The organism is Variovorax paradoxus, from assembly GCF_000834655.1.
GTDB classification, from domain to species: domain Bacteria; phylum Pseudomonadota; class Gammaproteobacteria; order Burkholderiales; family Burkholderiaceae_C; genus Variovorax; species Variovorax paradoxus_F.
In genome coordinates this window covers 41,636-66,570 of sequence record NZ_JXQQ01000022.1, presented here as the reverse complement: position 1 = coordinate 66,570, position 24,935 = coordinate 41,636, and the positions used below count along the sequence as shown (strand labels likewise).

The following is a 24,935-nucleotide window of genomic DNA, read 5'->3' as shown; positions in this document are numbered from 1 at the left end:
TCGATGAACGACACCAGCACCTCTGAGCCGACGCGCGGCAGATGGTGCGCGCCCCAGTTCGGTCCGGCCACCGGTGCGGCCACGCGCAGCCACACCGACTGGCGGTTGCTCGCATGCCGGCCGGCCGCGACAAGGCTGCCCTGCCCGCTCTGCGCTGACTGCTGTTGCGTTGCCGCGCGCTGCGACTGCCAATGGAAACGCACCTGCACACGGTGATCGCGCTGCGTGTGGACGGCGGTGGGCGCCTCGTCGTCATCGGCGCCGACCACGAGCGCGACCGTCGCATCGGGCGCCGTGGGCTTGGGCCGCCAGATCGGTGCGATCTGCGCTTCTGCAGGCTGCGCCTCGAAGCTGTTGCGGTAGCTGCCCTTCTCGAGCTCGCCGGCCTCGAGCACCTGCGCGGCCTGCGCGCCGAGGTTGTTGGCGGCTTCGTGGTGCACGCGCAGTGCGACAAATTTTTTACCTTCGTAGCGGTCGTGCTGCGTGAGTGTGAAGCGCTTACCGGCGCCCAGCTGGCGCACGCTGCTCGCAGCGCTGTAGCGCTTGATGCGCGACTCGAACGCGACGAGCTGGTTCTCTGCACGCCGCGCGGCAGCGGCATTGTTGGCGTAGCGCTGCGAGCCCGCGCCGTCGTAGTGCTCCAGCACGGGCACGTCGCCCATGGCGAGCGCGCTCTGCGTCGAGCCCGTGGGCGCCTGCAGCACGCTGGCGTCCCACGCGTTCAGCGTGACGGCGTTGCTCGCGAGCTGGCGCCGGCTGCTCCATGCGGTGATCGCGTCCTCTTGCTCGGTGGCGTCGACGCGGTGAAAGCGGATCTCGGGCAGCACGCAGTCGGGCGTCTTCGCTTCGCGATCGAAGATCACGAGGCGATGGTGCGACGGCGTTGCGTTGTTGTCCGTGCTGCCACCGCCGCCCTTCGCTTTCGTCTGCTCGTGCTCGAAGCGAAAGCTCAGGCCTTCCTCGGCGAGCAGGCGTATCACGAAGGCGAGGTCCGACTCGCGGTACTGCACGCAGGTCGGCCGCACGGGCAGCTCCTGCGTGACCTCGAAGGTGAAGCTCGCGCTCGTGTGGTCGGCGAACACCTCGCTCACGATGTCCCGCACGCTCTTGGCGGCGTACACGAAGCTGTCGCGGCGAAGGCCCAGCGCGGCGAGCCACGGCTGCAAGTGCAGCCGATAACGCGCGAGGCCGCCATCGCCGCCCAGCGCATCGACGGCGGTGAGGTAGCCGTGCCAGGTGCGGAAACTGCCGTTGGCCAGCAAGAGGCGCAGGCTCAGCTCCTCGCCGATCAGCGCGAAGGGATCGAACTCGCTGGAGGTGGCGAGGGTGTCGATGGTGAAGGCGAAGAGTTCGTTGATGCCTTCGGTGGCGGTGAAGCGTTCGACGACGACGGCGTTCTGCGGCGCCGCCTGCGGCAGCTGCAGCTTGATGAGGCGCGCCTGCTCGGAGAGCCGCGCGACATCGAGGCCTTCGGACGTCCATGGCGCTGCGCCATAGGTCGGCATGAAGCTGTTTGACGTGTCAGTTGACATGAATAACCACCTCCCTGGTGTCACTGCCGGCAGTGCCGGTCTTCGTTCGATTTCTTACCTTGAATGATCTTTGCGTCCTGTCGGTTGAAGGCCCAGTTTGGAGGAGCTGCGCGGATCCGTCGGTTCTCATCTGGCAGGGGTCTGCCATTCGCGAATGCTTGCCAACCGGCGCACCTCTTCTTCGCTAAAGGCCGGACCTCCGGCGGCGGCGATGACCTCCGGCGGGAATTGCGGCAACTTGCCTGTTCCCGAGTGTCGCAAGCTCTCGCCAGGCTGGATCGGCGGACCGCCTTCCTCCATGTAGCGTCGAATGTGCTCATACAGGCGCCAGAGCAATTCATCCTCCCACCAGCCCTTGTAGCCAATGGTCACGATCTCCTTGCAGTGCCTGGGTCGCCCGGGGTCGCTCCACAATAGCGCCAGCAGATAGGTAGAGCGCGCCGCCTCGCCCGTCATCTCGGTGAGTTGATAGCTGCGCGCATAGGCGTCATCCCATCGATAAGTCTTTACTTCGCCAACGCCGGCGCGTTGCCAGATCTTCCAGAACCTGAGCGGAATCACAGTGAAGAATGAAACCTCCCTGGTCTTGCGGTTGAAGAGAACCGGGAGATCGCGGGGCGTCAAGAATCCGACTCTGAAGAAGAAGATTGCCGCAACCAGAAAGAAGAGCGCCGCACTCGTCGAAACCGTGGACATCGACAAGTTCAGGACGTAGTCCGACCTGCTCGAATCCAGTTCCAAGATGGATTCAAACGCTCCCCATCCGAACATGCAGGCAGCCAATCCAATGAGGACTGCATACAGCCCCATCATGAATGTGATTTCTGTGGTACCTGCCGGCGCGCCAACAACAATGGCATTCGAATGAATGCCCAACAAGGAATCGCACGAACTCGCCTTCCCATGCACGAGTTCGCGTTTTTCACGCGAGGCAATGCGCCAGGGCGCCTTGCCTTCCAACAGCGTCTTTTTCTGGACTTTTTCGACGAACTCAAACTGCGGGTCAGGCGCATTCCATTGCGGCAGCCGAATGTCGTAGTCCGGGTTGTTTTCACGGCTCATGATCTGTCGCGTTCCCGCTCTGGAGAACTTCGAGACACCGCGCAATCCTCGCAATGAACCGGAGAAGTCTTCCATATTTGAAATCATCGAAATACGCTCATTGAACATGGGCCTATCGGAGTGAAGGGGTCGGGGACTGCAACCACTCAATAGCGAAAGTAAAAGGTTCCGAACTCGCCAGGATCCCCGGGCTTGCGCCGGGCCTTGGAGGACTTGACCAAGTCCACGTCGCCGGGGGTGGGCCAGCCAAGCGTCACAAAGACCTTTTGCGCCAGCCGGACGAAAGGCATCCACTTGCGAGCAAGGCTGATGGTCATGAGGCCGAAGAACACATAGAAGCCAATGACGACCCACAACACGATGTCGGCTGCCGTGTGCCAGAAATCATCGAGCCCAAATGTTGGAATGGCAACAAGCAAGGAAAAGATACCGAGCAGAGTCACGCCGATAAACCACCACTTGATCGCATTCTTGATGTGCCTCGACACCCCTCTTGAGCAATGCGGATACAGCGCAATCGTTCGATCACTCGACCTTGCTATGCCTGCCGTTTCGTAGTGATCGTCTCGCCATTCGGCAACAGCCTCGACCTCGTCGCCTTCTTTGAACGGACTTCGCCACACCCAGCCCTTGACGGGTTTTCCCTCCAGTTCGAACTCCACATAGTCGGCCTCTTCTTCGGTGGCCGTGGCATTGACGGCCGTCGCAATAGCCTGTCCGCTCAGGCCCGCTATGCCGGCCGCAATGGCAACAACCCCGAGTGCTGTGCGATCGCTGTCGGTGAACACGAAGCTCGCCTCGGCGCGGGTGCATCGATAGTGTGTGATGGTGCCGGTCAGCTTGACGAGGCCTTGTGGAGGCTGGGGTGTTGTTTTCATTGGAAACCCATCTCTTTCAACGTTTCCTGTAGCGCCTTGTCTTGCGCCTCGGCGGTCTTGTAGCCTTCAGTGCTGCGCTTCTTGCCAAAGGCCGAGTGGTCGATCCATTTCTCCAGCGCATCGGGAGTGACGTACCAGATGACGACCTGGATCACAAAAGCACCAACAGTGATCCAGCCGCCCACGGCCATGCCCAGGACGCGAAGACCGATGAAGGCGCCGGCCCGCAAGCCAACGTTGCGCACGGCTATACCAACGACCGCCCTGCCTGTGATCCGGGCAAGGAAGGGCGCGGAATAGGTGAAAGTTACAGCCAGGGTCATGACACCGGAGGCCAATCCGAGCATGCCCTTCCCGAAGTACAGCGCGGCCATGAGCGAATAGCCGCTGTCTTTGCTCATCCCTGCATCCCGCAAATCCAACCCGCCTCCGATAAACGAAGCGCCCGAACTCAACGCCCCGCCCCATACCTTGAGCGCTTGATACCCCCAACTCGCGTTGCCCATGCTCGGCAGGTTCTTGGCCACGGTGGCGCCGATGTCGAACATGGCGCTGGTGATGGCCATGCCGGAGGCCACCAGACTGAACCAGCTCTTCATGTCGTTCTTCTGCTTGCAATCTGCCAGCAGCTTGGCGAAGTTCACGCCTTCGATGAGACCGACCACCAATGCCAGGCGCGCGTCCTTCATGGCACTGTGCGATGCCTCGCTGCCGCCAGCCCTGAACTGCCTCCATTCGGCGCGCAGGGCCTCGGCCTGTGCGTTCTTGATTTCAGGCGTGCCCGCTGCCAGAAAAGCGCGCGCAGTGCGCAGGCGCGCGAGGGTCTGTTCGCGCAGCAGCCCTTCCGTCTTGGCCTGCTTCAGGATCAGGTTGGCCGAATCGGCCGGGTTCACGAACGCGCGGATGCTGAAGATGTGCTGGATGATTTTTTCGCTCGCGTAGTCGGCCAGCTTGTCGATGCGAAAGTACCGAAACACCGCATCGCCCACGCTGATGGCGAACTTGTCGGTGCCGCGCATATTGAAGTGCTTGAGGCGGGCGCCGAATGCCACCGATCCAGCTTCCGACGCAGCCTTCGTGTTGCCATCGAAGACGCCCTGCGCTTTCTTGTAAACATCGGCAAAGGCTTTGAGACTCTTGCTGGTGTAGTTGACCCAGGTCAGTGCTGTGGCCAGACTGCGTTGGTCCTTGTATTGCTTGGCCTCCGCCAGCGCCGCATCCAGTTCGGTCCTGGCATTTTTCTGATTGAGCGCCACCACGCGCCACAACAGATTGGTCTCGACCGTCGCTTTGCATTCCTTGACCCAGGCTTCGATCTTCTGCGCACCCGCGTTGCATGAGCCGATGCCGAAAAGGGCTTCGCCGATCACCTCACCGAACAACAGGCCGTCTTCGATGTTCTGGCCGTGAAAGTCATTCAAGGTATCCAGAAGGAGCGGGGCTTCGAGCCAATGAACGAGCGGAATCGTGCGCCGGTCGATGATGGCTGCCGATTGCCCTTCGAATTGCTTGAGGTGTTTCCTGAACTTGTCGACGGCCTTGGGATCGATCCTGTCCTGGTATTTGGGCCATGCCTGCTCGCGCGCACTTTTTCCGAACGCATCGGCCGTCGCCGGTGCGGACTTTTTCAGGCGCTCGGTGAGGGCTCGCATCTGCTCCAGTTGACCGCGCAGGTATTCGTCGTCCGGCGAGTACTTGAGCTTTTCTTCCAGCTCTTTCATGCCTTCCTGAAGCGGCCCATCTTCGACGCCTCTGCGGATGTAGTCCTCCGCCTGCGTCTGCGCCCGGTCCTGAATGACCCTCTTGAGACCATCGTAAGTATTGAGCGCATCGACTTGCAGTCGGCGCTCGACCCCATACTTCTTGATCCACCCAGCCGCATCGTTCCGGAAGCCGTTGAGTTCGTGCGCAACGCCGATGGCGTCCCACAGCGCCAGCACGTGCGGCTTGTTTGGCTTTTTTGGCGCGTCCGTACGCTGGCCGCGGTTCTCCATGTGCTTGGCTGTCCCGTCGGCCATGCCGCTTCGCAGGTGCCAGGGATAGCGGGTGCTCATCTGCGCGAGCCTGGCCGCACTGTAGCTGCCGTCTTCGTTGCTCAGAGCGGCGACGGGGCTGTTGAACGGCAATGGCGCTTTGGGCGTCGACGGCGCATATTCCAGCACCGTTTCGAGTGTGGCCTTGTCAGCGATCTGACCATGGCTGTGCTTGGCACCGGCCGCCATCACGGGTGGCTGAATGGTCTGCATGCGCTTGTTGCGCAGCTTGGTGTTGGTCTCGTATTCTTTGATGGTCTCCTGGCTCCACTTGTATTCGCTGTAGGCAATCCAGGTGGCGCCGCACGACTCGGGTCGCTCGATCACGAGATAGTGAACCTGCGTGTTTGCGCTGCCGTGCCGCGAGCACGACAGCTTCGGTGTGCTTTGGGGCTGCGCGGATTGCGGGTCGGCTTGCCGAATCAGGCTGCCGTCCTCGCCCACTGCATAGCACTCCCACTGTTTCGAGCCACGCGCATTCTTGGCATAGAACAGGTAGAGATAGCCGGTGCGCAGAGTACGCAATGCGTACTGGAAATCGTCGCCCAATCCCACGCTCGTCACGCGATCGCCACTGGCCCATGCCGGCAACGCCGGATTGATGTTCTTGGGCACCACCGCGTAGCGCACGGGCAGGATGGGCAGGCCAGTGGCCTTGCATTGCTCGCAAAGGCTGATGGGACGATTGGGTGGCATTGATTTCCCTTGATTCCTGTTGGGGCCGGGCCGTGCTGTTGTGGCGCGTCAGCCGGCGGCGACCAGAGCGCATTCGTGCGCGATGCGCCGCCACTCCTGCTCGTCGATGTCGTCGATCAAGCCGGTGAAGTAGTCGTCTGCGTTACGCCCTGCGAGCCTGGCTTGCACCAGCGCATGCGTATCGAATTGCGGATGAATCTCCAACGCATACCGTGCATAGGCCGCCTGGTCGTGCCGATCGTTGAATCCGGCCATTTGCGCGCGGCGCACGGCAGCGTGCGCGCCGATGCAGAGGCGCTGAAAGCGTCCGCCAGCGGCGTGAGCCTGCCCCCATTCCCGAAGTGCGAGATTGAGCGGTCCGATGCAGGCGATGTCTTGCCACTGTCCGGGGCTCAGTTGCAATGCGGCCGGTGCTTCGATGGTGGGGGCCGCTTCACTTTTCAGTGCCGTCAATTGGCCGGCTGGATCGAGCAACCAGAAGGTTTCGATGGGGCCGAGCAAGACACGGCGTTGCGCGGGCGCGAGAAAGGACCAGAGCCACCAAAGCGTGGCCGGGTCTTGCAACCGCAGCCAGGTGGCTTGCCCGAAAGGCGGCGGATGCTGGAGCATGACCGAGGCCAGATGCCGCGCCACAGTGCCAATCGACGCCTGGCTGGTCAGCCATCCGGATATCCGACGGCCCGTACCGGATCGCAAGGCCTGAGGCGCCAATTCCTCATACGCATCCTGGGCACTTTGTTCAAGCAACGTGCTGTCTTCGAACTTCGCAATGCACAAAGGCAACAGCACGGGGAGATGCGAAGGGTCCACTTTCGGATAGGCAAGTACGACGCGGGTATGTTCGATCTGCGAGTAACGCTCCCACAGCACATCGTCTTGCGTGATCGGACGCGGCACCACGTCGACCAGCAACATGCAGTCGGCATTCGGCCTCGGATTGATCTGCGAATGCAGATCAAGGCTGATTCGCGTGGCTTGCGTTGGCACGGTGTCGATCATCTAGGCTTCAGCCCAGCGCCACGGTGGCGTCTTGCTGCGCCGCTGCGCTCTCTACGCTGGGATTGCAGCCTTGATAGCTGGCCTCGCCCGTTGAATTGCCGCTCCCGTCCCCCTGCGGCCCGACGAAGTTGTGCATCCCCCTGAACGTCACCTTCCCCGGCGCATGGATCTTGATGCTCGCGCCTTCGAGCTTGATGTACGCCCCGGCGCTGGTCAGCAGCACGTGTGTAGGTGCTTCGACCTCCACGTTCTTCGTCGTGCTGGCGATAGTGACTTTCTTGTCGGCCGCGATCCTGGTGGCGCCCTTCTGGCTCTGCAGCGTCACGCTGCCGCTGGCCGCATGCAGCGAGGTGCCGCGCTCCTGGTTCGGCTCGCCGCTTGCGCTCGCCTTCGAACCCAGTGTGTAGATGCTCACCCCCTTGGCCACGCTCACCGCGATCTGCCCTTGCGCGGGCAGGTCGATGTCCTGGTTGGCGACGATCGCGGTGTGCTTGCCGCTCACGGCAATCGCCTCCTTCGGCGTGACGAAGCCGATGCCCATAGGGGCGCTGAACTGAAGGTGCGGCTCGCTGTATGCCGTGACGCTGCCTTGGCCGCCTTCGGTGGCCTTGATGTCGCCGCCGCTGCCGTTTGCGCTGCTTGACGCTGCACTGCCTTCCTGCGTCGCCCCCAGCACTTCGGCCACGTGCTTCAGCGCCTCGATGGCTGGCAGCTTGTCCGGCGCTTCCTCCCCCTTGATCTGCGCCCTCTGCGTCTGCGCGCTCTTGGCGAGCGAAGTGGCGAGTTCCTCCGCCTGCTTGGTCTGCTGCTGCGCCTCGCGGCTGGCCATGAAGGCGCCCTTGGCGTTCTGCTGGGCGTGCGCGCTCACGAGCAATCCCGCGCCGGCGCGGATGGCGCCCTGCGCGGTGGTGGCCAGTTCGGCGCCATGGCCTCGGGCCTTGCCGCGCGCGTTGTCGTCCTGCTGCTTGTGGTGCCCCAAGTGCAGCCGGCTGTGCGCCTGCGTGGTGGCGAGACTGGTACTGCCCTGCCCGGGAGTGTCGTCGAAGACCAGTTGGTTGTAGCCGCCATCGCCGCTCTGGCTGGCGCTCAGTTCCTGGGTCTTGATGCCGGAGAAGACGGCGTTGTGGGCGTGTTCCTTGGCGTCCTTGCCTTCGCCCGCGAACCAGGCGGGGGCATTGCCAGTCGATTGGGCGGCGCCCCCAGACTTCTCGTTGTGCTGGGCGTCGGTCTGCCCGGCACCGTTGTAGAGCGCGGCGACGACCACCGGGCGGTCGATGTCGCCATGATGGAATTCCACCAGCACCTCCTGCCCCACACGCGGCAAAGTGACCTGGCCCCAGTTGTCGCCTGCTGCGCTGGCGGCCACACGCACCCAGGCGCCCAGGCGATCGGCGGCGGGCGCGTTGTCTTGGCCATCGGCGCGGGGCTGCCGTGCGCTGGAGGCGCTGCCGCGCTGCCAGTGGAACTGGACTTTGACGCGGTGGTCGCGGTCGGTGTGGACTGGTGAGTTCTCACCCGAGCCGATCACGATGGCGCTCTGGCTGCCGTGCACGCTAGGCTTAGGGTGGATGCGCTGGCCGTGGCCGTCCACGCTGAGCGGCCGGTAGGGGATGGCGGCGCGCACGGTGGTGAAGTCGTTGCGGTAGTGGGTGACGGTGTCGGGTGTCGAGGCGGCATTGCCGCTGGCACTGTCCTGCGATGCATCGAACACGGTGGCAATGTCGGGCAGGCCCAAACGTTCTCCAACTCCGGCCTTCAAGGCTTCGTCGAAGTTGTTGCGTGCGAGGTGGCGCACGGCCAATACAGCAAAGCGGCGGTCTTCCTCACTGTCCTTGTCGTGCTGTTCGTGGCCCGTGAGGGTGAAGGTGGTGCCCGGTGCGAGTGTGCGAACGGCGCTCTGGCCTTCGAAGCGCTTGTTGCGCAGCTCCAGGGCCTGCAGGGCGTTGGACAGGAGGCGCTCGCCCTGGGCCGAGGTCTCCCAGCCGTAGGCGCCGGGGTCGTCGGTCCACTGAAGAACGCGGTGGTTGGATGACGATTGGCCTGTGCCCGACCCCGACCCGCGGCTCTGCTGCTGCACGGGCCTGGCACTCACGCTCTTGTAGTCCCAGCTTTGCTGCGCCAGGCTGTTGGTCTGAAGCTGGCGGCTGCCGCGCCATTGCTGGATGGTGTCTTCGCTCTCGCTCGCATCGGCGCGGTGAAAGCGGATGCTGGCTTGCGCATTGGCGCGAAAGGCGCCGTTGTGGTCGGCGATGACGAGGGTGTGGCTGCCGAGGTTGCCGTCCTTGCCGGTGGCGTGCTCGAACCAGTAGAAGAGGCCTTCTTCGGCGAGCAAGCGCGCGACGAAATCGAAGTCGCTCTCGTAGTACTGGGTGGTGATGCCGCGCACCGGATAGATGTCGCGCTGGGCGATCTCCCAGCGCCATTGCACGGCCAGCTTGCCCTGGCCTTGATAGCGGGCGAACACGGCATCGGCGATATCGAACACGCTCTGGTGCTGGAAGAGGCAGCTGTCCTGGCGGTGGCGAAGAAACGCAAGCCACGGTTCGATGACGAGCCGGTAGCGCGCCATGCCGCCGTTGCTGCTGACGCATTCGGCTTCGGTCACGTGGCCGTGGAAGGGGCGGAGGTCAGTGCGGCTCTGTGCGGTCTGCAGATCCAGGCGCACGCCCTGGCCCATGAGGGTCTTGAGCTCGATGTGGGCGTCGTCACTCAGCGCGGTGAGCTCGAAGCGGAAGCCGCCGTCGTCCACGGATTCGATGCCGTCCAGGCGTTCGGCCAGGAGCTTGTTGTCGCCCAGGGGGGTGTGCAGCACCAGCAACCGATCCTGCTGCAAGGTGCCTGTTACGCCCGTCCGCAACTGCGCGCCGAGCGAAGCCGAATTGAAGTCCGTCATGTCTCTGGTTCTCCCTTGGACCCGAACCGCCGCAGCGCCTAGGTGATCCTGTAGCGGAACTCGCCGCTCTTGGCGCAACTGGCCTTGATCTTCGTGAGCGGCGTCTCGTCGGCCATGCGCGTGAGCACCGCTTCCGCGATCTCGGGCAGGAGCGTTCCGTTCAGGATGTGATCGACATTGCGCGCGCCCGAATCCACCTCGGTGCAGCGCGCGAGCACGGCCTCCACCAGCGCGTCGTCCCACTCGAACACCGCCTTGTGGTTGGTCGCGATGCGGTCGCGGATGCGCCCCAGCTTCAGCGCGATGATCTGCTCTAGAACCGCATCGGTGATCGGATAGAACGGCGCCACCTTCATGCGGCCGAGGAAGGCCGGCTTGAAGGCCTTCATGAGCACGGGGCGCAGCGCCTCGGCCAACGCGTCGGGCGCGGGGCGCTCGTCGTCAGCCTTGTTCAGGCATGCCTGCATGATCTGCGACGAACCGATGTTCGAGGTGAGGATGATCAGCGTGTTGCGAAAGTCGATCTCGCGGCCCTCGGCGTCGTCCATCATGCCCTTGTCGAACACCTGGAAGAACATCTCCAGCACGTCGGGGTGGGCCTTCTCGACTTCGTCGAGCAGCACCACGCTGTAGGGCTGGCGGCGCACGGCTTCGGTCAGAACGCCGCCTTCGCCATAACCCACGTAGCCGGGCGGCGAGCCCTTCAGGCCCGAGACGCTGTGCGCCTCCTGGTATTCGCTCATGTTGATGGTGATGAGCTTCTTCTCGCCGCCGTAGAGGATGTCCGCGAGCGCCAGCGCCGTCTCGGTCTTGCCCACGCCCGACGGGCCGACGAACATGAACACGCCGCGCGGCTTGTTGGGGTCTTCCAGCCGCGCACTCGCGGTGCGCACGCGCTGGGCCACGGCGGCGAGCGCGTGGTCCTGGCCAATCACGCGCTCGGCCAGCAGCGTGTCCAGGGCGCGCACGGTCTTGATCTCGTCCTTGACCATGCGGCCCAGCGGCACACCGGTCCAGGCCGACACGATCTCTGCCACCACGTGGCCGTCGACCTGCAGCGGCACCATCGGCGTGGTGCCTTGCAGCGCGCGCAGTTCGGCGAGCAGCGCATCGAGCTGGTCGCGTTCGGGGTCGGCGACGGCTGCGGCTTTCTTTCGGCCGGCGGCGCGGGCCGGGGTTTTTTCCACGGGTGCGGATGCGGCCTCGGACTCCGGTGGCGCAGCCGGTGCATCGCGTTGCGCACGCAGTGCGCGGATGCGCTCGACCAGCACGTTCTCTTCGGCAAGTCGCTGCTGGCTCGCGGCCAGTTCGGCCTGCAGAGCGGCTTTCTGTTCTGCCAGTTCGGTCTGCCGCGCTTCATGACGTCCGCCAGCCGCGGTGTCGCGTACCAGCGCGGCGCTCTCAGCCTCGATGCGTTCGAGGCCACGGTTGGCTTCCTCGATAAGCGCCGGTGTCGCGCTCTGGCCGAGCGCCACTTTCGCGCAGGCAGTGTCGAGCACGCTCACCGCCTTGTCGGGCAACTGGCGTCCGCTGATGTAGCGGTGCGACAGGCGCACGGCCTCGGTGATGGCTTCGTCGAGCACGCGGATGTTGAAGTGCTTCTCCATCAGGGGCACCATGCCGCGCAGCATGGCGGAGGCCAGCGTCTCGCTGGGCTCCTCGACCTTCACGACCTGGAAGCGCCGCGCGAGCGCCGCGTCCTTCTCGAAGTATTTCTTGTACTCGCCCCAGGTGGTGGCAGCGATCGTGCGCAGCTCGCCGCGTGCGAGTGCAGGCTTCAAGAGGTTGGCCGCATCGCTCTGCCCGGCCTGGCCGCCCGCGCCGATCATGGTGTGGGCCTCGTCGATGAAGAGCACGATCGGATGCGGGCTCTTCTTCACTTCGGCAATCACGTTCTTCAGGCGGTTCTCGAACTCGCCCTTCACGCTCGCACCGGCCTGCAGGAGGCCCATGTCGAGCGTGTGCAGCGCCACCGCGCGCAGCGACTCCGGCACGTCCTGCGCGGCGATGCGCAGCGCCAGCCCCTCGACCACCGCCGTCTTGCCGACGCCGGCCTCGCCGGTGAGGATGGGGTTGTTCTGGCGACGGCGCATCAGGATGTCGATGACCTGGCGGATCTCGGTGTCGCGGCCGATCACCGGGTCGAGCGCGCCGTCCTTGGCGCGCTGCGTGAGGTTGGTGGTGAACTGGTCGAGCGCGGGTGTTTTGCCTGGAACGCCCGCTGCCAGCGCATCGGCCGGCGCTTGCTGCGCGTCACCTTCCGTGGCCGCACCGCCCGATGCACCGGCCTCTGCCGCTTCGCTCGAGCCGTCGGTGAGCTTGTCGAAGTCGTGCTTCAGGTCTTCGAGGCGGATCTTTGCGAAGAGCGGCGAGCCGCGCTGCGCGAGTTGCGCGAGGTCGGGCTCGGTCAGGAGCGCCAGCAGCAGGTGGCCCGAGCGGATCTGCGCCACGTGCGCATCGAGCGAGGCGAGCAGCCAGGCCTGCTGGAACAGCTGCTGCAGGTGCTGCGAGAACACGGGCGTGCGCGTATTCCCGTTCTTGAAGGTCTGGATCTCGCGCTCCAGGTCCGACTGGATCGCCGTTGCGCTGATGCGGTTGGCGCGCAGCACGCGCGCGAGGTCGTTGTCGGTCTGCTCGAGCAGGGCCAGGAACAGGTGCTCCAGATCCACTTCGTAGTGGCCGTTGGCAAGGCACAGGTTGGCGGCGCGCTGCGTGGCCATGCGTGCGCTCGCATTGAGCTTGGTGATCAGTGTTTTCAGCGATGTGCTCATGAACGGTGGTTGTCTTCTGTCGGTCTTCTTCGTTGAAAGGTCGCTGCCAATTGCTGCTGAACTACTGCAGGGGCTGGAGTTCGTACTGGGTGTCGCTGCGGTCGCTCTCGGCCTCGCCGGTGGCGATGAAGCTGTCCCACCCGAGGTGGCTGCCGCCGCCGTCGCTCAGCTGCACGGCCGCGACTTCCTCGCGCGCGAGGATCAGGCGCACCTCGTATTCGCAGGTCACGCCGGCCAGCAGCGCCAGCATTTTTTCGAGCGCCTTCGCATGCGCGCGGCCCGGGAAGAACTCGCGCAGCGCGCTGCGCTTGAGCGGGCCGATCCACAGGCGGATGCGCAGGTCGCGCTGCCAGATGCGCTCGCCCGCCATCGCGTTCTGCCCGAGGCTCACGTTGCCTTCGCCAAGGCGAGAGCGCTGCTGCACCGGCATGTCGTACCACTTGCCCAGGAACTGCTCGATGCGGATGTTGCTGCGAAAGTAATCGGACAGCACGCGCTGCAGGTAGGCCGCCGACATCGGCCGGTGGCGCACCGCCGCCGCATAGCCGGCCACGGTTTCGTCGAACACCGTGCCGGTGCCGTCGGTGAGCGGATCGCGCTGCGCCGTGTGCTCCAGCCCCGCCATTGACAGCAGCACCGGCAGGTAGGCGCGGCTGCGTTCGTGCTCGTAGTGCAGCGGCAGCCGGTACTTGCGCCAGGCCGCGTAGAAGAGCGCGGTGGCGCGGTTGGTGAACACGTCGAGGAACGCGCGCGCCGAGCTGTCGCGCAGGTGCTGCTCACGGCGCATCAGCATCTCGGTGTAGACGATCGGCAAGGCGCCCGACACGCCCAGCATGCCGAAGGAAGCGGGGGTCAGCTCGATGCGGCCGAGGCCATCACCGTCGTCTCCCACGGTGGGCTCGCACAGCTCGGCGCTCGACACCAACTGGCCCACCGCATCGCGCACCGCCAGCGCCTCGATCTCGCTGGGCGGAAACGTGAGGCTCATCGAGCTGCGAAAGCGCAGCCAGCGCGGCACCATGCGCTCGCCGGGCACGAGGCGCTGGTGCACGTCGCGCTCCTGCCGGCGCAGCAGCACGAGCTCGATCAGCCGCACCGCCTGGAAGAACTCGAAGCGGTACGGTTCGCGCAGCAGCCGATCGGCTACAGAAGGATCGATTCGCCGCTGCGGGGTTTGCATCGCACCAGCTCCTCCTTGTCGCGCGCCGAAACGATCACCAGCTGGGTGAAGCTGTTCAGGTGCACATAGAGACCGAAGAAATGATCCATCACGCGCGCGAAGGCCTGCAGGCTGCTGCCCACGAAGCCGGCCTCGTCGACCGTGAGCTTGAGCTCGATGCCGCGCACGAAGGTCGCAAAGGGCTTGCCAGGCAGCCACTGCGTGGTGGCCTGCTGCTCGATGCCGGTGATGGCCTCGATCTGCCGCGCCGACACGGCCGAGCGGCCGAGGTCGTACAGCCGCAGCATCTCCTTCAACGCCGGCAGCCCGCTGGTGGCCAGCGACAAATGGTTGAGCGACAGGTGCGACACCAGCCGCCACTGCACGCCCTTGCCGCGCGGCATGCGCAGCGTCTGCGTCGGGCGGCGCAGCATGCGGATCGAACGCGCCACCGAGTTGCCCTCGATGAAGAGGTCGCCGCCCGGCAGGCCGAAGGTCAGCGAATGCGGCAGGTCGCGGTTGGTGCAGGTGAGGTCGATGCTCAGGGTTTCGGTTTGCGGCAGCGAGGGCTGGAAGTCGATGTCCACGATCGAGAGTTCGGTCTCGTAGCCCGGGCTGCGCTGCGCGACGAGCTCGTTGCGCCTCGCGAACCAGTAATGCTCGGCCTCCTTCGGATGCTCGCCGTGGTGCAGCGAATAGAAGGGCCGGAACTCGATGTAGGCGTCGCCCTCGGCGGTCTGCTTCACGAGCTTGACCGAGTCGATGCTGTAGACCTCGAAGCCGAAGGCCCGGCGCGCATCGGCCACCACCGGATAGGCGGCGGCGGCATGCGTGACGCGAATGGGGTCGCTGCGCTGCTTGAAGAGGTTGATGACGGGGGTGCAACCCAGGCGCAGGTTGCGGCTGGAGACGCCTTCGAGCAGCCGCGCCGCGGGTGAGTCGGCGCGCACGCCGGTCATCACCAGGTGCAGCGTGATCGAGCGGCACGAGCCGATGTGGCGCAGCGCGTTGGCCAGGTCGATGTCGACGAAGTTGAATTTCTCGGGGAACGCGAAGTACTCGCTCAAGAGGCGGTAAGCGGGGTGCGAACGCGCCGGCAGTTCGATGAGCGCATCGGCCTCGTCGAAGCCGACGGGGTGCAGCGTCTCGCCCTGCACCAGCGTCCACTTGCCGCTGCGCTCGGGCTCCACGAACACGGCGGCCGTCTTCAGGAAGATGGCGTCGGCCAGCGCGGTGGCGAGCGAAGGCTCGGCGTCGATGAAGGTGCGAAGGCGCGCCATCGTGAGCGCGAGCGTGCCAAGTGATTTCTGCTCGCCGGTGGCTTCGAGCGTGACCGAGAGGCATCCGGTGGCGTTGCGCGGCAGCGAAGCATGCGCCGGCGCGTTGACCACCGAATGGAACACCACGTTGGACACCTGCACGGCTGCCAGCGTCACGTCGTAGACGCTGCGAAAGCGGCACGCGCCGCCGCGCACCGGTTGCGAGGTGAGCTCGGTGCCGCGCGAAATGGTGACGGGCTTGCTCAGCTTGGCGAGCGCCGCGCCGCCGGCATCGAACTGCGCGATGGAGCACGAGGGAAAGGGCCGCAGGTAGTGCGGATAGAGCACCTCCAGCAGCGCTTCGGTGAGCTCGGGGTAGTCGTCGTCCAGCTTCTTGCTGATGCGCGCGGTGAGCAGCGCGAACGACTGGATCATCCGCTCGACGTGCGGGTCTTCGCTGCTGTCGGCGGAGATGGCCAGGCGCGCGGCGATCTTCGGGTAGCCCTTGGCGAACTCCTGCGAGTAGCTGCGCAGGAAGGCGAGCTCGCGTTCGTAGAAGGGCAGCAATTCGTCCATGGTGTCCTAGGCGGGGAAGCGGCTCTTGCCGGTGCCGCGCGTGATCGAGTACTGCAGCGTCGTGGGCTGCAGCATGGCATCGAAGTTCACCGGCTCGGCGAGCTCGGGCAGCACGAGCAGGGCGGTGATTCCGAAATAGAGCATGTTGGTGCTGGTCTGGCCGTCGACCTCCAACGTCACCGCGACATCGCGCAGCCGCGACTCGTGGCGGGCAATGGCCTGCTCCAGCGAGCGGCAGATGAACGAGCGGTCGTAGTGGCTCGCCAGGCTCAGGCCCGAGAAATCGCTCAGGCCGTAGGTCATGACGGAACGCCTGCACTCGGGAAACGCGGCGAGCTTGGCGTCATCGAAGACCATGCGCGTGTTGAGCAGGGATTCGAGGTCGCGCGCGACCATGTTCTTGACCTCTTCGAGCGACAGGTGGCGAAGCACCGGCGAAGCCGGTCCGCGCCAGTCGTCATCGAAGAGTTTGTCGAGCAAGCCCGGTTCGAATCCATTCATGGGTCTGCCGCCTCGTGCTTTGGATATCGGGCAAGGGGCGGCGCGCGTGGGCGCGGCGCCAAAAAGAAACCGCGGCCTCCCGCCGCGGTCGACATTGCCCGAAGGGCGTCAGACCGAGTAGGTCTTGTCGTTCTTGGTCAGGCTCCAGGCGCCTTGCGAGTTGCCGCCCTGGTTGCCGCCGATCTTCTGTTGCGTGTACTTCCACTGCACGGCTGCGTACTTCAGCGAGAAGGTCTCGCTCGGCACGCTGGCCACGTCGGTGCTCATGACCTTGGGGTTCACGCTGGCGATCAGCACGTACTTGAGCTTGATCTCCATGTACTGCACGCGCTTGCCTTCGCCGTCGGCGCGATAGAACTGCACCGTCACCTCGTCGAACGTCGTGCCGCCCGAGGCGTGCTGGTAGAGCAGCGGGCTGACCACGTCCATGTCCTTGGTGAAGATCATTTCGCCGTGCTCGCAGCGCTCGGCGGTATGGCCGCCGGCGGTCGATGCGGTGGCCGAGCGCGGCTGCACGATGCTGTGCTGCCAGGAGCTCACTTCGACCCAGTCCTTGTGGTCCTTGTCCTGCGACTCGCCATTGATGGCCGGGCTACCGAACTTGACGTAGATATCTTTCATGTTTCTTCCCCTTCTTGATTGATTGAATTGACAGTTAACGTGTTGATGCGCGGCCCCTCGGCCGCGCTTCCGATCCGCCTTCTTCTTACTTATTCACTGACTTCGGCAGATCGGCGACCAAGCGCAGTGAAATCGACAGCTCATCCAGTTGAAAGTGCGGACGGAGAAAGGCGACCGCACGGTAGACACCAGGCCGGCCGGGCACTTCGCCCACTTGGATGGACGCTTCCCGCAGGGGGAATTGCGCCTTCTGTTCCTGCGTCGCGTTGTCGTCGAGCAGCACGTACTGCGCGATCCAGCGGTTGAGGAACTGTTCAACGTTGTGTGCCGAGGCAAAGCTGCCGATCTTGTCGCGCATCATGGCCTTGAGGTAGTGCGCGATCCGGGACACGGAGAAGATGTACTGCAGCTGCGCCGAGAGCACCGCATTGGCGTTGGCGCTGTCGGTGTTGTACTTCTTGGGCTTTTGCAGCGACTGCGCGCCGAAGAAGGCCGCGTAGTCGGAGTTCTTGCAATGCACGAGCGGAATGAAGCCCAGGTCGCTCAGTTCCTTCTCGCGCCGGTCGGTGATGGCGATCTCGGTCGGGCACTTCAGGGCGATCTCGCCCTCGTCGGTCTTGAAGGTGTGCGTGGGCAGGTCTTCGACCAGGCCGCCGCCCTCCACGCCGCGGATCGCGGCGCACCAGCCGAAGTCGTCGAACGCGGCCGTCAGGCGCGTGGCGAACGCCCAGGCGGCGTTGCACCAGAGGTACTTGGAGTGGTCGGTGCCGTCGACGTCTTCCACGAAGTTGAAGCTGTCGACCACCGTTCCTTCGCGCGGGTGATACGGCAGGCGGCCGAGGAAGCGCGGCAGCGTGAGGCCCACGTAGCGCGAGTCTTCGGAGTCGCGGAACGACTTCCACTTGGCGTATTCGACGGTGTCGAACACCTTGGCCATGTCGCGCGGCTTGCCCAGGTCGTCGAAGCTCTCCAGGCCCAGCAGCTCGGGCGATGCGGCGCCGATGAAGGGCGCGTGCGCGGCAGCGGCCACGTGCGCCATCTGGTCCAGGAAATACATGTCTTCGGGCTGGCGCGTGACGGCGAAGTCGCCGACCAGCGCGCCGAACGGCGCACCGCCGAAGGTGCCGAATTCTTCTTCGTAGACCTTCTTGAACATCGCGCTCTGGTCGAACTCGACGGCGGCCTTGAAGTCGCGGATCAGGTCGCGCTTGGTGGCGTTGATGACCTTGATCTTGAGCATCGTGCCGGTCGGCGTTTCCTTCACGAGGTATTCGAGGCCGCGCCAGGTGCTCTCCAGCTTCTGGAACTCGGGCGCATGCATCACGGCGCTCAGCTGCGCGGAGATGAGGGCATCCAGGTCGGCCACGCGGGCGTCGATCATGGCGGAGACGTTGTCCGAGACGATCACCGAGCCTTCGAGCACCTGGCTGACCAGTTCGCCAATGAGGTCCTTGGCGCGCGTGTGCTCGGCGTCGGACTTGGCGACCTTGCTCTTCTCGACGATCTGGTCGAGCAGGTCGACCGAGGCCTCGGGCGAGGCGGCACCGCTCGATGCCGAAAGTGCTTGCGCAGTCATGTTCAGCTTTCGTCCTTCTTGCCGGCGCCGTTGCCCAGGCGCTGGAGTTGCTCGGTGTTGTTCAGCACGTCGGCCAGCAGGTCTTCCAGCTTGCTGTTGCCGGCCATCTTGTTGCGCAGGTCCGCCAGCTTGGTGCGCGCGTCGAGCAGGCGCTTGAGCGGCTCGATCTGGTCGACCACGGCCTCGGGCGAGAAGGCGTCCATCGAGTTGAAGGTCAGGTCCACGGCGAAGGTGCCGCCGCGCTGGTCCAGCTTGTTTTCCACCTGGTAGGCCGCGCGCGGGGCCAGGCCCTTCATCACGTCGTCCAGGTTGTCGCGGTCGACATTGACGAACTTGCGGTCCTTCAGCTTGGGCTGCTCCACCTCGGACTGGCCGGCCAGGTCGGCGACCACGCCGACGACGAACGGCAATTCCTTTTTCTCGATGGCGTCACCGAGTTCGACGTCATATGTGAGCTGCACGCGCGGCGGGCGCACTTTCTGGAGGCGCTTTTGCACGCTCTGTCTTTTGGTCGCCATGGCTTCGATACCTTCCGAATAAGACTGCAAGACGAATTAATACTTTGTGCGTCCGATAAAAGAACGCACGCATTCAAATTAATACTTTGGTTTATTGAACCAATTCAATGCGCCAAAGAATTACTTGAGCGCATCGAATGGATTGGCGCTTCCACCTGCGCGCGGAGCCGGCGCGGGTGCCGGGCGAGCCGCGGGTGCGGGCGCCGGACGCACGGCAGCGACCGGGGTCGGCTGCGATGCGCTGGAAGTCGATGGCGACGGCGCGGGCGACGGACTGGACGCCACGGGCCGGCGCGCAGGCGGTTTGGCATCGGAGCCGGCCGGCACCAACACCGACAGACCCAGGGTTTCGCGCAGCAGTGCGGCGAGGCGGTAGGCGTCGGCATTGGCATCGCCGCTCAGGGTGCTGTCCTTGCCCAGGTCCTCGATGGAGCGGGCTGCCAGGCGCAGGCCGCCGACGGCGGTGATGCTCTTGGCCTGACGGCTCGCGGGGTCGCGGCGCAGCGTTTCCTCGGCGGCCGAAATGGCCAGGCTGTAGCGGCCTTCGTTGAAGTAGATCTGCGCGATGCGCGACCACGGCTCACCGCGGGTCGGGTTGTCGGTGGCGATCTTCTGGTACTGGCGGATGGCGGCGGACTTGTCGCCGGTGGCAGCGGCGGCGGCTGCATCGGCTTCCGCCAGGCTCTTGTTGAATGCGTCGGTGGACTGCGCGACGGCCGCGTCCGGGGTGGTGGTGCAGCCCGACAGAAAGGTGGTGGCCGCAATGGCACCAGCAATCATCGTGCAAGTCATGTACTTTCGAATCAACACAATCCCTCCGCTTGGATCTGACTTTTTTTTGGCAGGCCGCAATCATTCATTAACTTGCGACCAATGACAATACACGATACTACATATTCGCTTACGTTCAATAACGAAAGTCATGTAATGCGAACTGCTTAATCGCCAAATTCCACGGCTAATTATTTAAGCCTAATGACAACTCTTTGAATTCGGCTCCATCCGCTGTCCCAATGAAAATACCAATCACAATTAGCGCCTTGCTGATGACGCTGTTGCTGGGCGGATGCAGTTCTCCGGCCCTGACGATCGCCAACATCGCGCTCGAGGCGAGCGGCCTGAAGAAGCCCGAGCTGCCCGAGTCGCAGAAGCCGCCGCGCAAGGTGTCGATGTCCATCGCGGCGGGCAAGAACCTCAACGCCGACAGCCGCAACCGCCCGCTCGCCGTGGTGGTGCGCATCTACAAGCTGAAGGAAACGACGGCCTTCTACCAGTCGTCGTTCGATGCCTTCGTCACGCCCGGGCGCGACAAGACGCAGCTGGGCGACGACCTCGTCGAAAGCCGCGAGATCACGCTGATTCCCGACCAGCAATACACCTGGACCGAAACCGTGCCGCGCACCGCCAATGCGGTGGGCGTGGTGGTGCTGTTCCACTCGCCCGACGCGCAGCGCTGGCGCTTCGCCTTCAACGCCGTGGACGCGGAGAAAACCGGCATCGTGATGGGCGCGCATGCCTGCGCCCTCACGGTGACGCAGGGCGCGGTGGTCGGACAGCAGAACGCGCAGGGCGGCGCCTCGGGCAGCGGTGCGCTCAACCTGCTGGGCCCGGTGACCTGCCGGCCTTCGCCCGCCTGACGCGCTTGTCCGTCAGCAAACTACGATGCGATACTGCCGAAAAATTAAGGGGAGCTGATCCGACGTGAGCTATGCCGCCAAGGTCCTCTGGGGAGAGGGCTTGTTTCTACGCCCCCAGCATTTCCAGCGCCAGGACGCGTATCACGAGGCACGCCTGCGTGCCACGGCGCAGACGCTGCATCCGTACTTCTGGGGCGTGCGCTCCATCAGCTTCGACCTGGACGCGCTCGCCAGCGGCATGCTCCGCGCCTCGCAGCTGTCGCTGGTGTTCCCCGACGGCGAGCCCTACTCGGCGCCGCAGGCCGATGCGCTGCCCCCGCCGATTTCGCTCGACACGCTCAACCCGGGCCAGAACGAGATCACCTTCTATCTGGTGCTGCACCCGGTGAAGGAACTGGGCAAGAACTACACCGACCCCAACGAAGAAGGCTTTGCCGCGCGCTACACCAGCGACGCAACGCAGTCGCTCGACCTCTACACGAATGCGGTGAGCGCCGAAGTGGTGTTCCTGCGCAAGAGCGTCAAGCTCCTGGCCGACACCGAGCCGCGCGAGCAGTTCGTGTCGATCCCGGTGATCCGCATCCGCCGCACAGCCGCGGGCGGCTTCGAGATCGACCGCAGCTTCGTGCCGCCTTGCACCTCCATCGATGCCTCGCCCACGATCTTCCAGCAGCTGCGGCGGCTGCTCGACGTGCTGCAGGCCAAGGTCAACTCGCTCTACGGCATCCACCGCGAGCCCAGCAAGAACATCATCGAGTTCCGCTCGGGCGACATCGCCTCGTTCTGGCTGCTGCACACGGCCAACTCGGCCTTTGCCTCGCTCTCGCATTTGTTCCATCACCCGTCGCTGCACCCTGAGCGGCTGTTCCAGGAACTGCTGAGCCTGGCCGGCGCGTTGATGACCTTCGCCAAGACCTATTCGCTCAACGACCTGCCGGTGTACGACCACGAGAAGCCGGGTCCTGCCTTCGCCGAGCTCGACCGCATCGTGCGCGACCTGCTCGACACGGTGATCTCCACGCGCTACTTCGCGATCGCGCTCACCGAGACGCGCAACTCCTTCTACCTCGGGCGCCTGGATTCCGGAAAGATCGACGAGAAGACCGTTTTCTACATGTCGGTCACCGCCAGCATGCCGGCCGCCGAGCTCGCCGAAGCGGTGCCGCAGCGCTTCAAGATCGGCGCCCCGGAAGACGTCGACAAGCTGGTGCTCTCGGCCATGCCGGGCGTGCGCATCGTCTACGCGCCGCAGGTGCCGCCGGCCATTCCGATCCGCGCGGGCGCCTGCTACTTCTCCATCGACAGCAAGAGCCAGCTGTACGACCGCATGCTGCAGGCGCAGAGCGTCACCATCTATGCGCCGGCCGGCATTCCCGACATGCAGCTCGAACTGATTGCCGTGACCGGCTGATCACCTGATCGCTATGAACACCACCATCAACAAGGCGCCTTCCCTGCTGGGCGCCGACGCGCCCCCCGCGTCGTTCACGCCCACGGGCGTGGCTCCCGATTCCGACTCGAGCCTGCTCGATCTGCTGTACGACGGCTTCGTGATGCTGTTCCTGCTGAAGAAGAAGCAGCAGCCCGCCACCACCGAGCAGTTCCTGGCCGGCATCCGCAACTACCTGGGCGAATTCGAGCGCAACGCGCGCAAGCTGGATGCATCGGCCGAGCAGATCCACGCGGCCAAGTACGCCTTCTGCGCGACCATCGACGAGTTCGTGCTCTCGGCGCCCGAGTTCGCCATCCGCTCCGAGTGGGAGCGCAGGCCGCTGCAGCTCACGCTCTTCGGCGACCAGCTGGCCGGCGAGAACTTCTTCAGCATGCTCGAGGTCGAGCGGGCGCACGGCGCCACGCGCATCCAGACGCTCGAGGTGTTCTACATGTGCCTCTTGCTGGGCTTCCAGGGCAAGTACGCCATCGATGGCACCGAGAAGCTGGCCTACCTCACCGCGCGCGTGGGCGACGAGATTGCCAATGCCCGCGGCAAGCGCACGCCGTTCGCGCCGCACTGGCCGCTGCCCGACCTGATCTCGCACTCGCTCAAGCGCGAGGCGCCGCAGTGGGTGGTGGCGGCGCTGTTCGCGCTCATCGGACTGCTCGGCTTCATCGGCCTCTCGGCGCACCTGGGCAGCACGACGCAGGGCACGCTCGCGAGCTACCAGGACATCGTGAAGCTCGGCCCGCGCCAGGCCAACCTGACCATCTCCCTGCCATGACGACGCGGCTCGACCTGCCGGCCCTGCTGGCGCCGATCTCGGAAGCTTCGCCCTGCGGCGAAGACATGCTGTTCTCGCGCCAGTTCGACGCCATCCAGGAAGCGCGCAAGCACGACGACCCGTCGCTCGAGCAGGGCGAATGGGTCATCGAGCTGAAGGAGGCCAACTGGCCCTTCGTGATTTCCGAGTGCGAGAAGCTGCTGCGCGAATCCACCAAGGACCTGCGCCTGGCCGTGTGGCTCACCGATGCGGCGGCCAGCCAGCGCGGCTTCGAGGGCCTGGCCGACGGCTACCGCCTGCTCACCGGCCTTTGCCAGCAGTACTGGGACGATCTGCATCCGCTGCCCGAGGGCGGCGACATCGAGATGCGCGTGGGCAACGTCGCGTGGCTGATCTCGCGATCGGTCGAGCTGCTGCAGCGCGCACCGATCGTGAGCGATGCCAACACCGGCTACAGCGCGCTGGTCTGGGAGACCGCGCTCGCGCTCGACCAGAGCATCCGCCGCACGCCCGCGCAGGCCGACGAGCTGCAGCGCAACAAGGTGACGGTCGAGCAGTTCGACCGCATCCGCCGCGCGACGCCGGCAAAATTTCTGCAGAAGACGCACCGCGACGTGCAAGCGTGCGAGCAGGCGCTGGCCGAGTTCGAAGCCGTGTTCGACGAGCGCACCGCCTCCAACGGCCCGAGCTTTCGTGCCGCCAAGGATGCGGCCGCGGCCATCCGCCAGACGGTCGAGCGCTTCGCGCGCGAGGCCGGCGTGCCGATGGACAACGGCGCACCGCCCGCCTCCACGGCCGCGCCGGCCGCAGCAGGCGTGCCCACGCCCTCCCGCATCGAGCCAGTTTTCGATGCCGTGATGCCACATCCACACCACGCCCCTTCGACGGCGCCCGCCGCGCTGCCGCCCGGCATCCACAGCCGCGCGCAGGCCATCGCCCAGCTCAAGGAAGTGGCGGCGTATTTCGAGAAGACCGAGCCGTCGAGCCCCGCCGCCTACATGGCGAACAAGGCCGCGCGCTGGGCCGACATGCCGCTGCATGCATGGCTGCGCAACGTGATCAAGAACGAGCAGGAACTGGCCCAGCTGGTGGACCTGCTCGACCTGCCCAAGAACGACGACGAGTCGCGCTGAGCGCCCCGCGCATGCGGGCCGCCCGGCGCTGGCTCAGGTGCGCCCGACGCGGAACTCGATGCGCCGATTGCGCGAGCGGCCATCGTCGGTCGCGTTGCTCGCCACCGGCTGGTCCGGGCCGACGCCCGACGTCGTGAGCGTCATCGGATCGATGCCCTTGCCCACCAGGTAGCCCTTGACCGCTTCCGCGCGCGACTGGCTCAGCGCCAGGTTCGACGCCCGGCTGCCCGCGTTGTCGGTGTGGCCGACCACGGCCACCGACTTGTTCGTGAGCTTCTGCAGGATCGGCGCCATCTCGTCCAGGATGTCGCGGCCCTTGCGCGTGAGCGTGGCGCTGCCCAGTTCGAACTCGATGGTGCGGTTGGCCAGCGCCTGGTCGACGGCGATCTGCTCCGACACAGGCACGCGCAGGCTGTTCTTGATGGTGTAGGTCGGGTTGAGCGAATTGGCCATGTCGCTCACGATCTTCTGGCGCAGCGCCTCGTTGCCCACTTCGCCGCTCAGGGCCATCTGCGTGCCCTCGATCTGGAACTGGCCGCGATGGATGTCCTTGAGCGACGGCGTGATCAGCCGCTGCACGTTGGCCGCCCAGTTGGCCGGCATGCTCACGGTGTTCACCACCTCGATCTTGTCGACCACGTTGGCCGCGCCGTAGATGCGGCGCAGCGCCTCGATGACGGCGACGCGCGTGGCCTCGTCGGGCACCTGCCCGCCGGCCACGACCTGCTCGCCCTTGGCGTTGGCCGCCGGCGTGGTTTCGACCAGGGCGCCCGGAGCGCCCGCCGTCTGTGCGTTCGCGGCACCGGCGAATGCGAACGCAACGGCCAGGGCCAGGGCCAGCGACTTGACGCGCAAAGAACTTTTCATGACCG

The 24,935-nt window shown here is 65.0% G+C and carries 19 protein-coding genes; 4 read left to right on the top strand and 15 right to left on the bottom strand.

Going from position 1 to position 24,935, the window contains the following annotated elements; translation table 11 throughout:
- The 14 genes from RT97_RS10685 to RT97_RS10620 form a co-directional block, all read right to left on the bottom strand.
- The coding region (locus RT97_RS10685; protein WP_155403781.1) for a type VI secretion system Vgr family protein at positions 1-1,532 on the bottom strand (1,532 nt) is incomplete at its 3' end.
- Between the two features lie 126 nt (positions 1,533-1,658).
- Positions 1,659-2,702 (bottom strand): DUF6708 domain-containing protein, encoded by a 1,044-nt coding sequence (locus RT97_RS33805; RefSeq protein WP_253278204.1) that lies wholly within the window; start codon positions 2,700-2,702, stop codon positions 1,659-1,661.
- Positions 2,703-2,740: 38 nt separating this feature from the next.
- Positions 2,741-3,472 (bottom strand): putative type VI secretion system effector, encoded by a 732-nt coding sequence (locus RT97_RS10675; protein WP_042578752.1) that lies wholly within the window; start codon positions 3,470-3,472, stop codon positions 2,741-2,743.
- Positions 3,469-6,201 (bottom strand): T6SS effector BTH_I2691 family protein, encoded by a 2,733-nt coding sequence (locus RT97_RS10670; RefSeq protein WP_042578751.1) that lies wholly within the window; start codon positions 6,199-6,201, stop codon positions 3,469-3,471. The genes RT97_RS10675 and RT97_RS10670 overlap by 4 nt, the downstream gene beginning before the upstream one ends.
- Positions 6,202-6,249: 48 nt before the next feature.
- The gene (locus tag RT97_RS10665) at positions 6,250-7,200 is read right to left on the bottom strand and encodes a DUF4123 domain-containing protein (protein WP_042578750.1); all 951 of its coding nucleotides are present in this window, start codon (positions 7,198-7,200) and stop codon (positions 6,250-6,252) included.
- A 7-nt stretch (positions 7,201-7,207) separates the two neighbouring features.
- A complete protein-coding gene (locus tag RT97_RS10660) occupies positions 7,208-10,093 on the bottom strand; it encodes a type VI secretion system Vgr family protein (protein WP_080898253.1) in 2,886 nt (961 codons plus the stop codon).
- Between the two features lie 38 nt (positions 10,094-10,131).
- Positions 10,132-12,864, bottom strand: coding sequence for a type VI secretion system ATPase TssH (gene tssH, locus RT97_RS10655; protein WP_042578749.1), 2,733 nt, complete (start codon positions 12,862-12,864; stop codon positions 10,132-10,134).
- 61 nt (positions 12,865-12,925) lie between these two features.
- On the bottom strand, positions 12,926-14,044 hold the full coding sequence (gene tssG / locus RT97_RS10650) for a type VI secretion system baseplate subunit TssG (RefSeq protein WP_042578748.1): 1,119 nt from the start codon (positions 14,042-14,044) through the stop codon (positions 12,926-12,928).
- On the bottom strand, positions 14,008-15,858 hold the full coding sequence (tssF, locus tag RT97_RS10645) for a type VI secretion system baseplate subunit TssF (RefSeq protein WP_042578747.1): 1,851 nt from the start codon (positions 15,856-15,858) through the stop codon (positions 14,008-14,010). Before tssF ends, tssG begins: the two co-directional genes overlap by 37 nt.
- Before the next feature lie 6 nt (positions 15,859-15,864).
- A complete protein-coding gene (gene tssE, locus RT97_RS10640) occupies positions 15,865-16,359 on the bottom strand; it encodes a type VI secretion system baseplate subunit TssE (RefSeq protein ID WP_042578746.1) in 495 nt (164 codons plus the stop codon).
- Between the two features lie 108 nt (positions 16,360-16,467).
- Complete coding sequence (locus RT97_RS10635; RefSeq protein WP_042578745.1) at positions 16,468-16,980, bottom strand: Hcp family type VI secretion system effector; 513 nt, start codon at positions 16,978-16,980, stop codon at positions 16,468-16,470.
- An 85-nt stretch (positions 16,981-17,065) separates the two neighbouring features.
- Positions 17,066-18,556: a type VI secretion system contractile sheath large subunit gene (tssC, locus tag RT97_RS10630; protein ID WP_013543889.1), complete on the bottom strand. Its 1,491-nt coding sequence runs from the start codon at positions 18,554-18,556 to the stop codon at positions 17,066-17,068.
- Positions 18,557-18,558: 2 nt separating this feature from the next.
- Positions 18,559-19,074: a type VI secretion system contractile sheath small subunit gene (gene tssB, locus RT97_RS10625; RefSeq protein WP_042578744.1), complete on the bottom strand. Its 516-nt coding sequence runs from the start codon at positions 19,072-19,074 to the stop codon at positions 18,559-18,561.
- Positions 19,075-19,194: 120 nt separating this feature from the next.
- On the bottom strand, positions 19,195-19,854 hold the full coding sequence (locus RT97_RS10620; RefSeq protein WP_042578743.1) for a tetratricopeptide repeat protein: 660 nt from the start codon (positions 19,852-19,854) through the stop codon (positions 19,195-19,197).
- A 260-nt stretch (positions 19,855-20,114) separates the two neighbouring features.
- Here RT97_RS10620 and tssJ point away from each other — a divergent pair, with 260 nt between their 5' ends.
- The 4 genes from tssJ (at position 20,115) to tssA (ending at position 24,063) form a co-directional block, all read left to right on the top strand.
- Positions 20,115-20,711 (top strand): type VI secretion system lipoprotein TssJ, encoded by a 597-nt coding sequence (tssJ, locus tag RT97_RS10615; protein ID WP_437184095.1) that lies wholly within the window; start codon positions 20,115-20,117, stop codon positions 20,709-20,711.
- A 64-nt stretch (positions 20,712-20,775) separates the two neighbouring features.
- The gene (gene tssK, locus RT97_RS10610; RefSeq protein WP_042578741.1) at positions 20,776-22,122 is read left to right on the top strand and encodes a type VI secretion system baseplate subunit TssK; all 1,347 of its coding nucleotides are present in this window, start codon (positions 20,776-20,778) and stop codon (positions 22,120-22,122) included.
- 13 nt (positions 22,123-22,135) lie between these two features.
- Positions 22,136-22,930 carry a type IVB secretion system protein IcmH/DotU gene (icmH, locus tag RT97_RS10605; protein WP_155403780.1) on the top strand — a complete coding sequence of 265 codons (795 nt, stop codon included), beginning with the start codon at positions 22,136-22,138 and terminating at the stop codon, positions 22,928-22,930.
- Positions 22,927-24,063, top strand: a complete 1,137-nt coding sequence (gene tssA, locus RT97_RS10600; protein ID WP_042578740.1) for a type VI secretion system protein TssA — start codon at positions 22,927-22,929, stop codon at positions 24,061-24,063. Before icmH ends, tssA begins: the two co-directional genes overlap by 4 nt.
- Positions 24,064-24,096: 33 nt before the next feature.
- On the opposite strand, the gene RT97_RS10595 is transcribed toward tssA, so the two are convergent.
- The gene (locus RT97_RS10595; protein ID WP_042578739.1) at positions 24,097-24,930 is read right to left on the bottom strand and encodes an OmpA family protein; all 834 of its coding nucleotides are present in this window, start codon (positions 24,928-24,930) and stop codon (positions 24,097-24,099) included.
- Between the last annotated feature and the right edge of the window lie 5 nt (positions 24,931-24,935).

Bases quoted from the DNA above. Each gene is read 5' to 3' on its own strand.
- tssH (WP_042578749.1), bottom strand. From the start codon at position 12,864: ATGAGCACATCGCTGAAAACACTGATCACCAAGCTCAATGCGAGCGCA.
- RT97_RS10620 (WP_042578743.1), bottom strand. From the start codon at position 19,854: ATGATTGCTGGTGCCATTGCGGCCACCACCTTTCTGTCGGGCTGCACC.
- RT97_RS10665 (WP_042578750.1), bottom strand. From the start codon at position 7,200: ATGATCGACACCGTGCCAACGCAAGCCACGCGAATCAGCCTTGATCTG.
- tssC (WP_013543889.1), bottom strand. From the start codon at position 18,556: ATGACTGCGCAAGCACTTTCGGCATCGAGCGGTGCCGCCTCGCCCGAG.
- RT97_RS10670 (WP_042578751.1), bottom strand. From the start codon at position 6,201: ATGCCACCCAATCGTCCCATCAGCCTTTGCGAGCAATGCAAGGCCACT.
- tssE (WP_042578746.1), bottom strand. From the start codon at position 16,359: ATGAATGGATTCGAACCGGGCTTGCTCGACAAACTCTTCGATGACGAC.
- tssF (WP_042578747.1), bottom strand. From the start codon at position 15,858: ATGGACGAATTGCTGCCCTTCTACGAACGCGAGCTCGCCTTCCTGCGC.
- RT97_RS10660 (WP_080898253.1), bottom strand. From the start codon at position 10,093: ATGACGGACTTCAATTCGGCTTCGCTCGGCGCGCAGTTGCGGACGGGC.
- tssG (WP_042578748.1), bottom strand. From the start codon at position 14,044: ATGCAAACCCCGCAGCGGCGAATCGATCCTTCTGTAGCCGATCGGCTG.
- tssB (WP_042578744.1), bottom strand. From the start codon at position 19,074: ATGGCGACCAAAAGACAGAGCGTGCAAAAGCGCCTCCAGAAAGTGCGC.
- RT97_RS10675 (WP_042578752.1), bottom strand. From the start codon at position 3,472: ATGAAAACAACACCCCAGCCTCCACAAGGCCTCGTCAAGCTGACCGGC.
- icmH (WP_155403780.1), top strand. From the start codon at position 22,136: ATGAACACCACCATCAACAAGGCGCCTTCCCTGCTGGGCGCCGACGCG.
- RT97_RS33805 (WP_253278204.1), bottom strand. From the start codon at position 2,702: ATGTTCAATGAGCGTATTTCGATGATTTCAAATATGGAAGACTTCTCC.
- tssA (WP_042578740.1), top strand. From the start codon at position 22,927: ATGACGACGCGGCTCGACCTGCCGGCCCTGCTGGCGCCGATCTCGGAA.
- RT97_RS10635 (WP_042578745.1), bottom strand. From the start codon at position 16,980: ATGAAAGATATCTACGTCAAGTTCGGTAGCCCGGCCATCAATGGCGAG.
- RT97_RS10595 (WP_042578739.1), bottom strand. From the start codon at position 24,930: ATGAAAAGTTCTTTGCGCGTCAAGTCGCTGGCCCTGGCCCTGGCCGTT.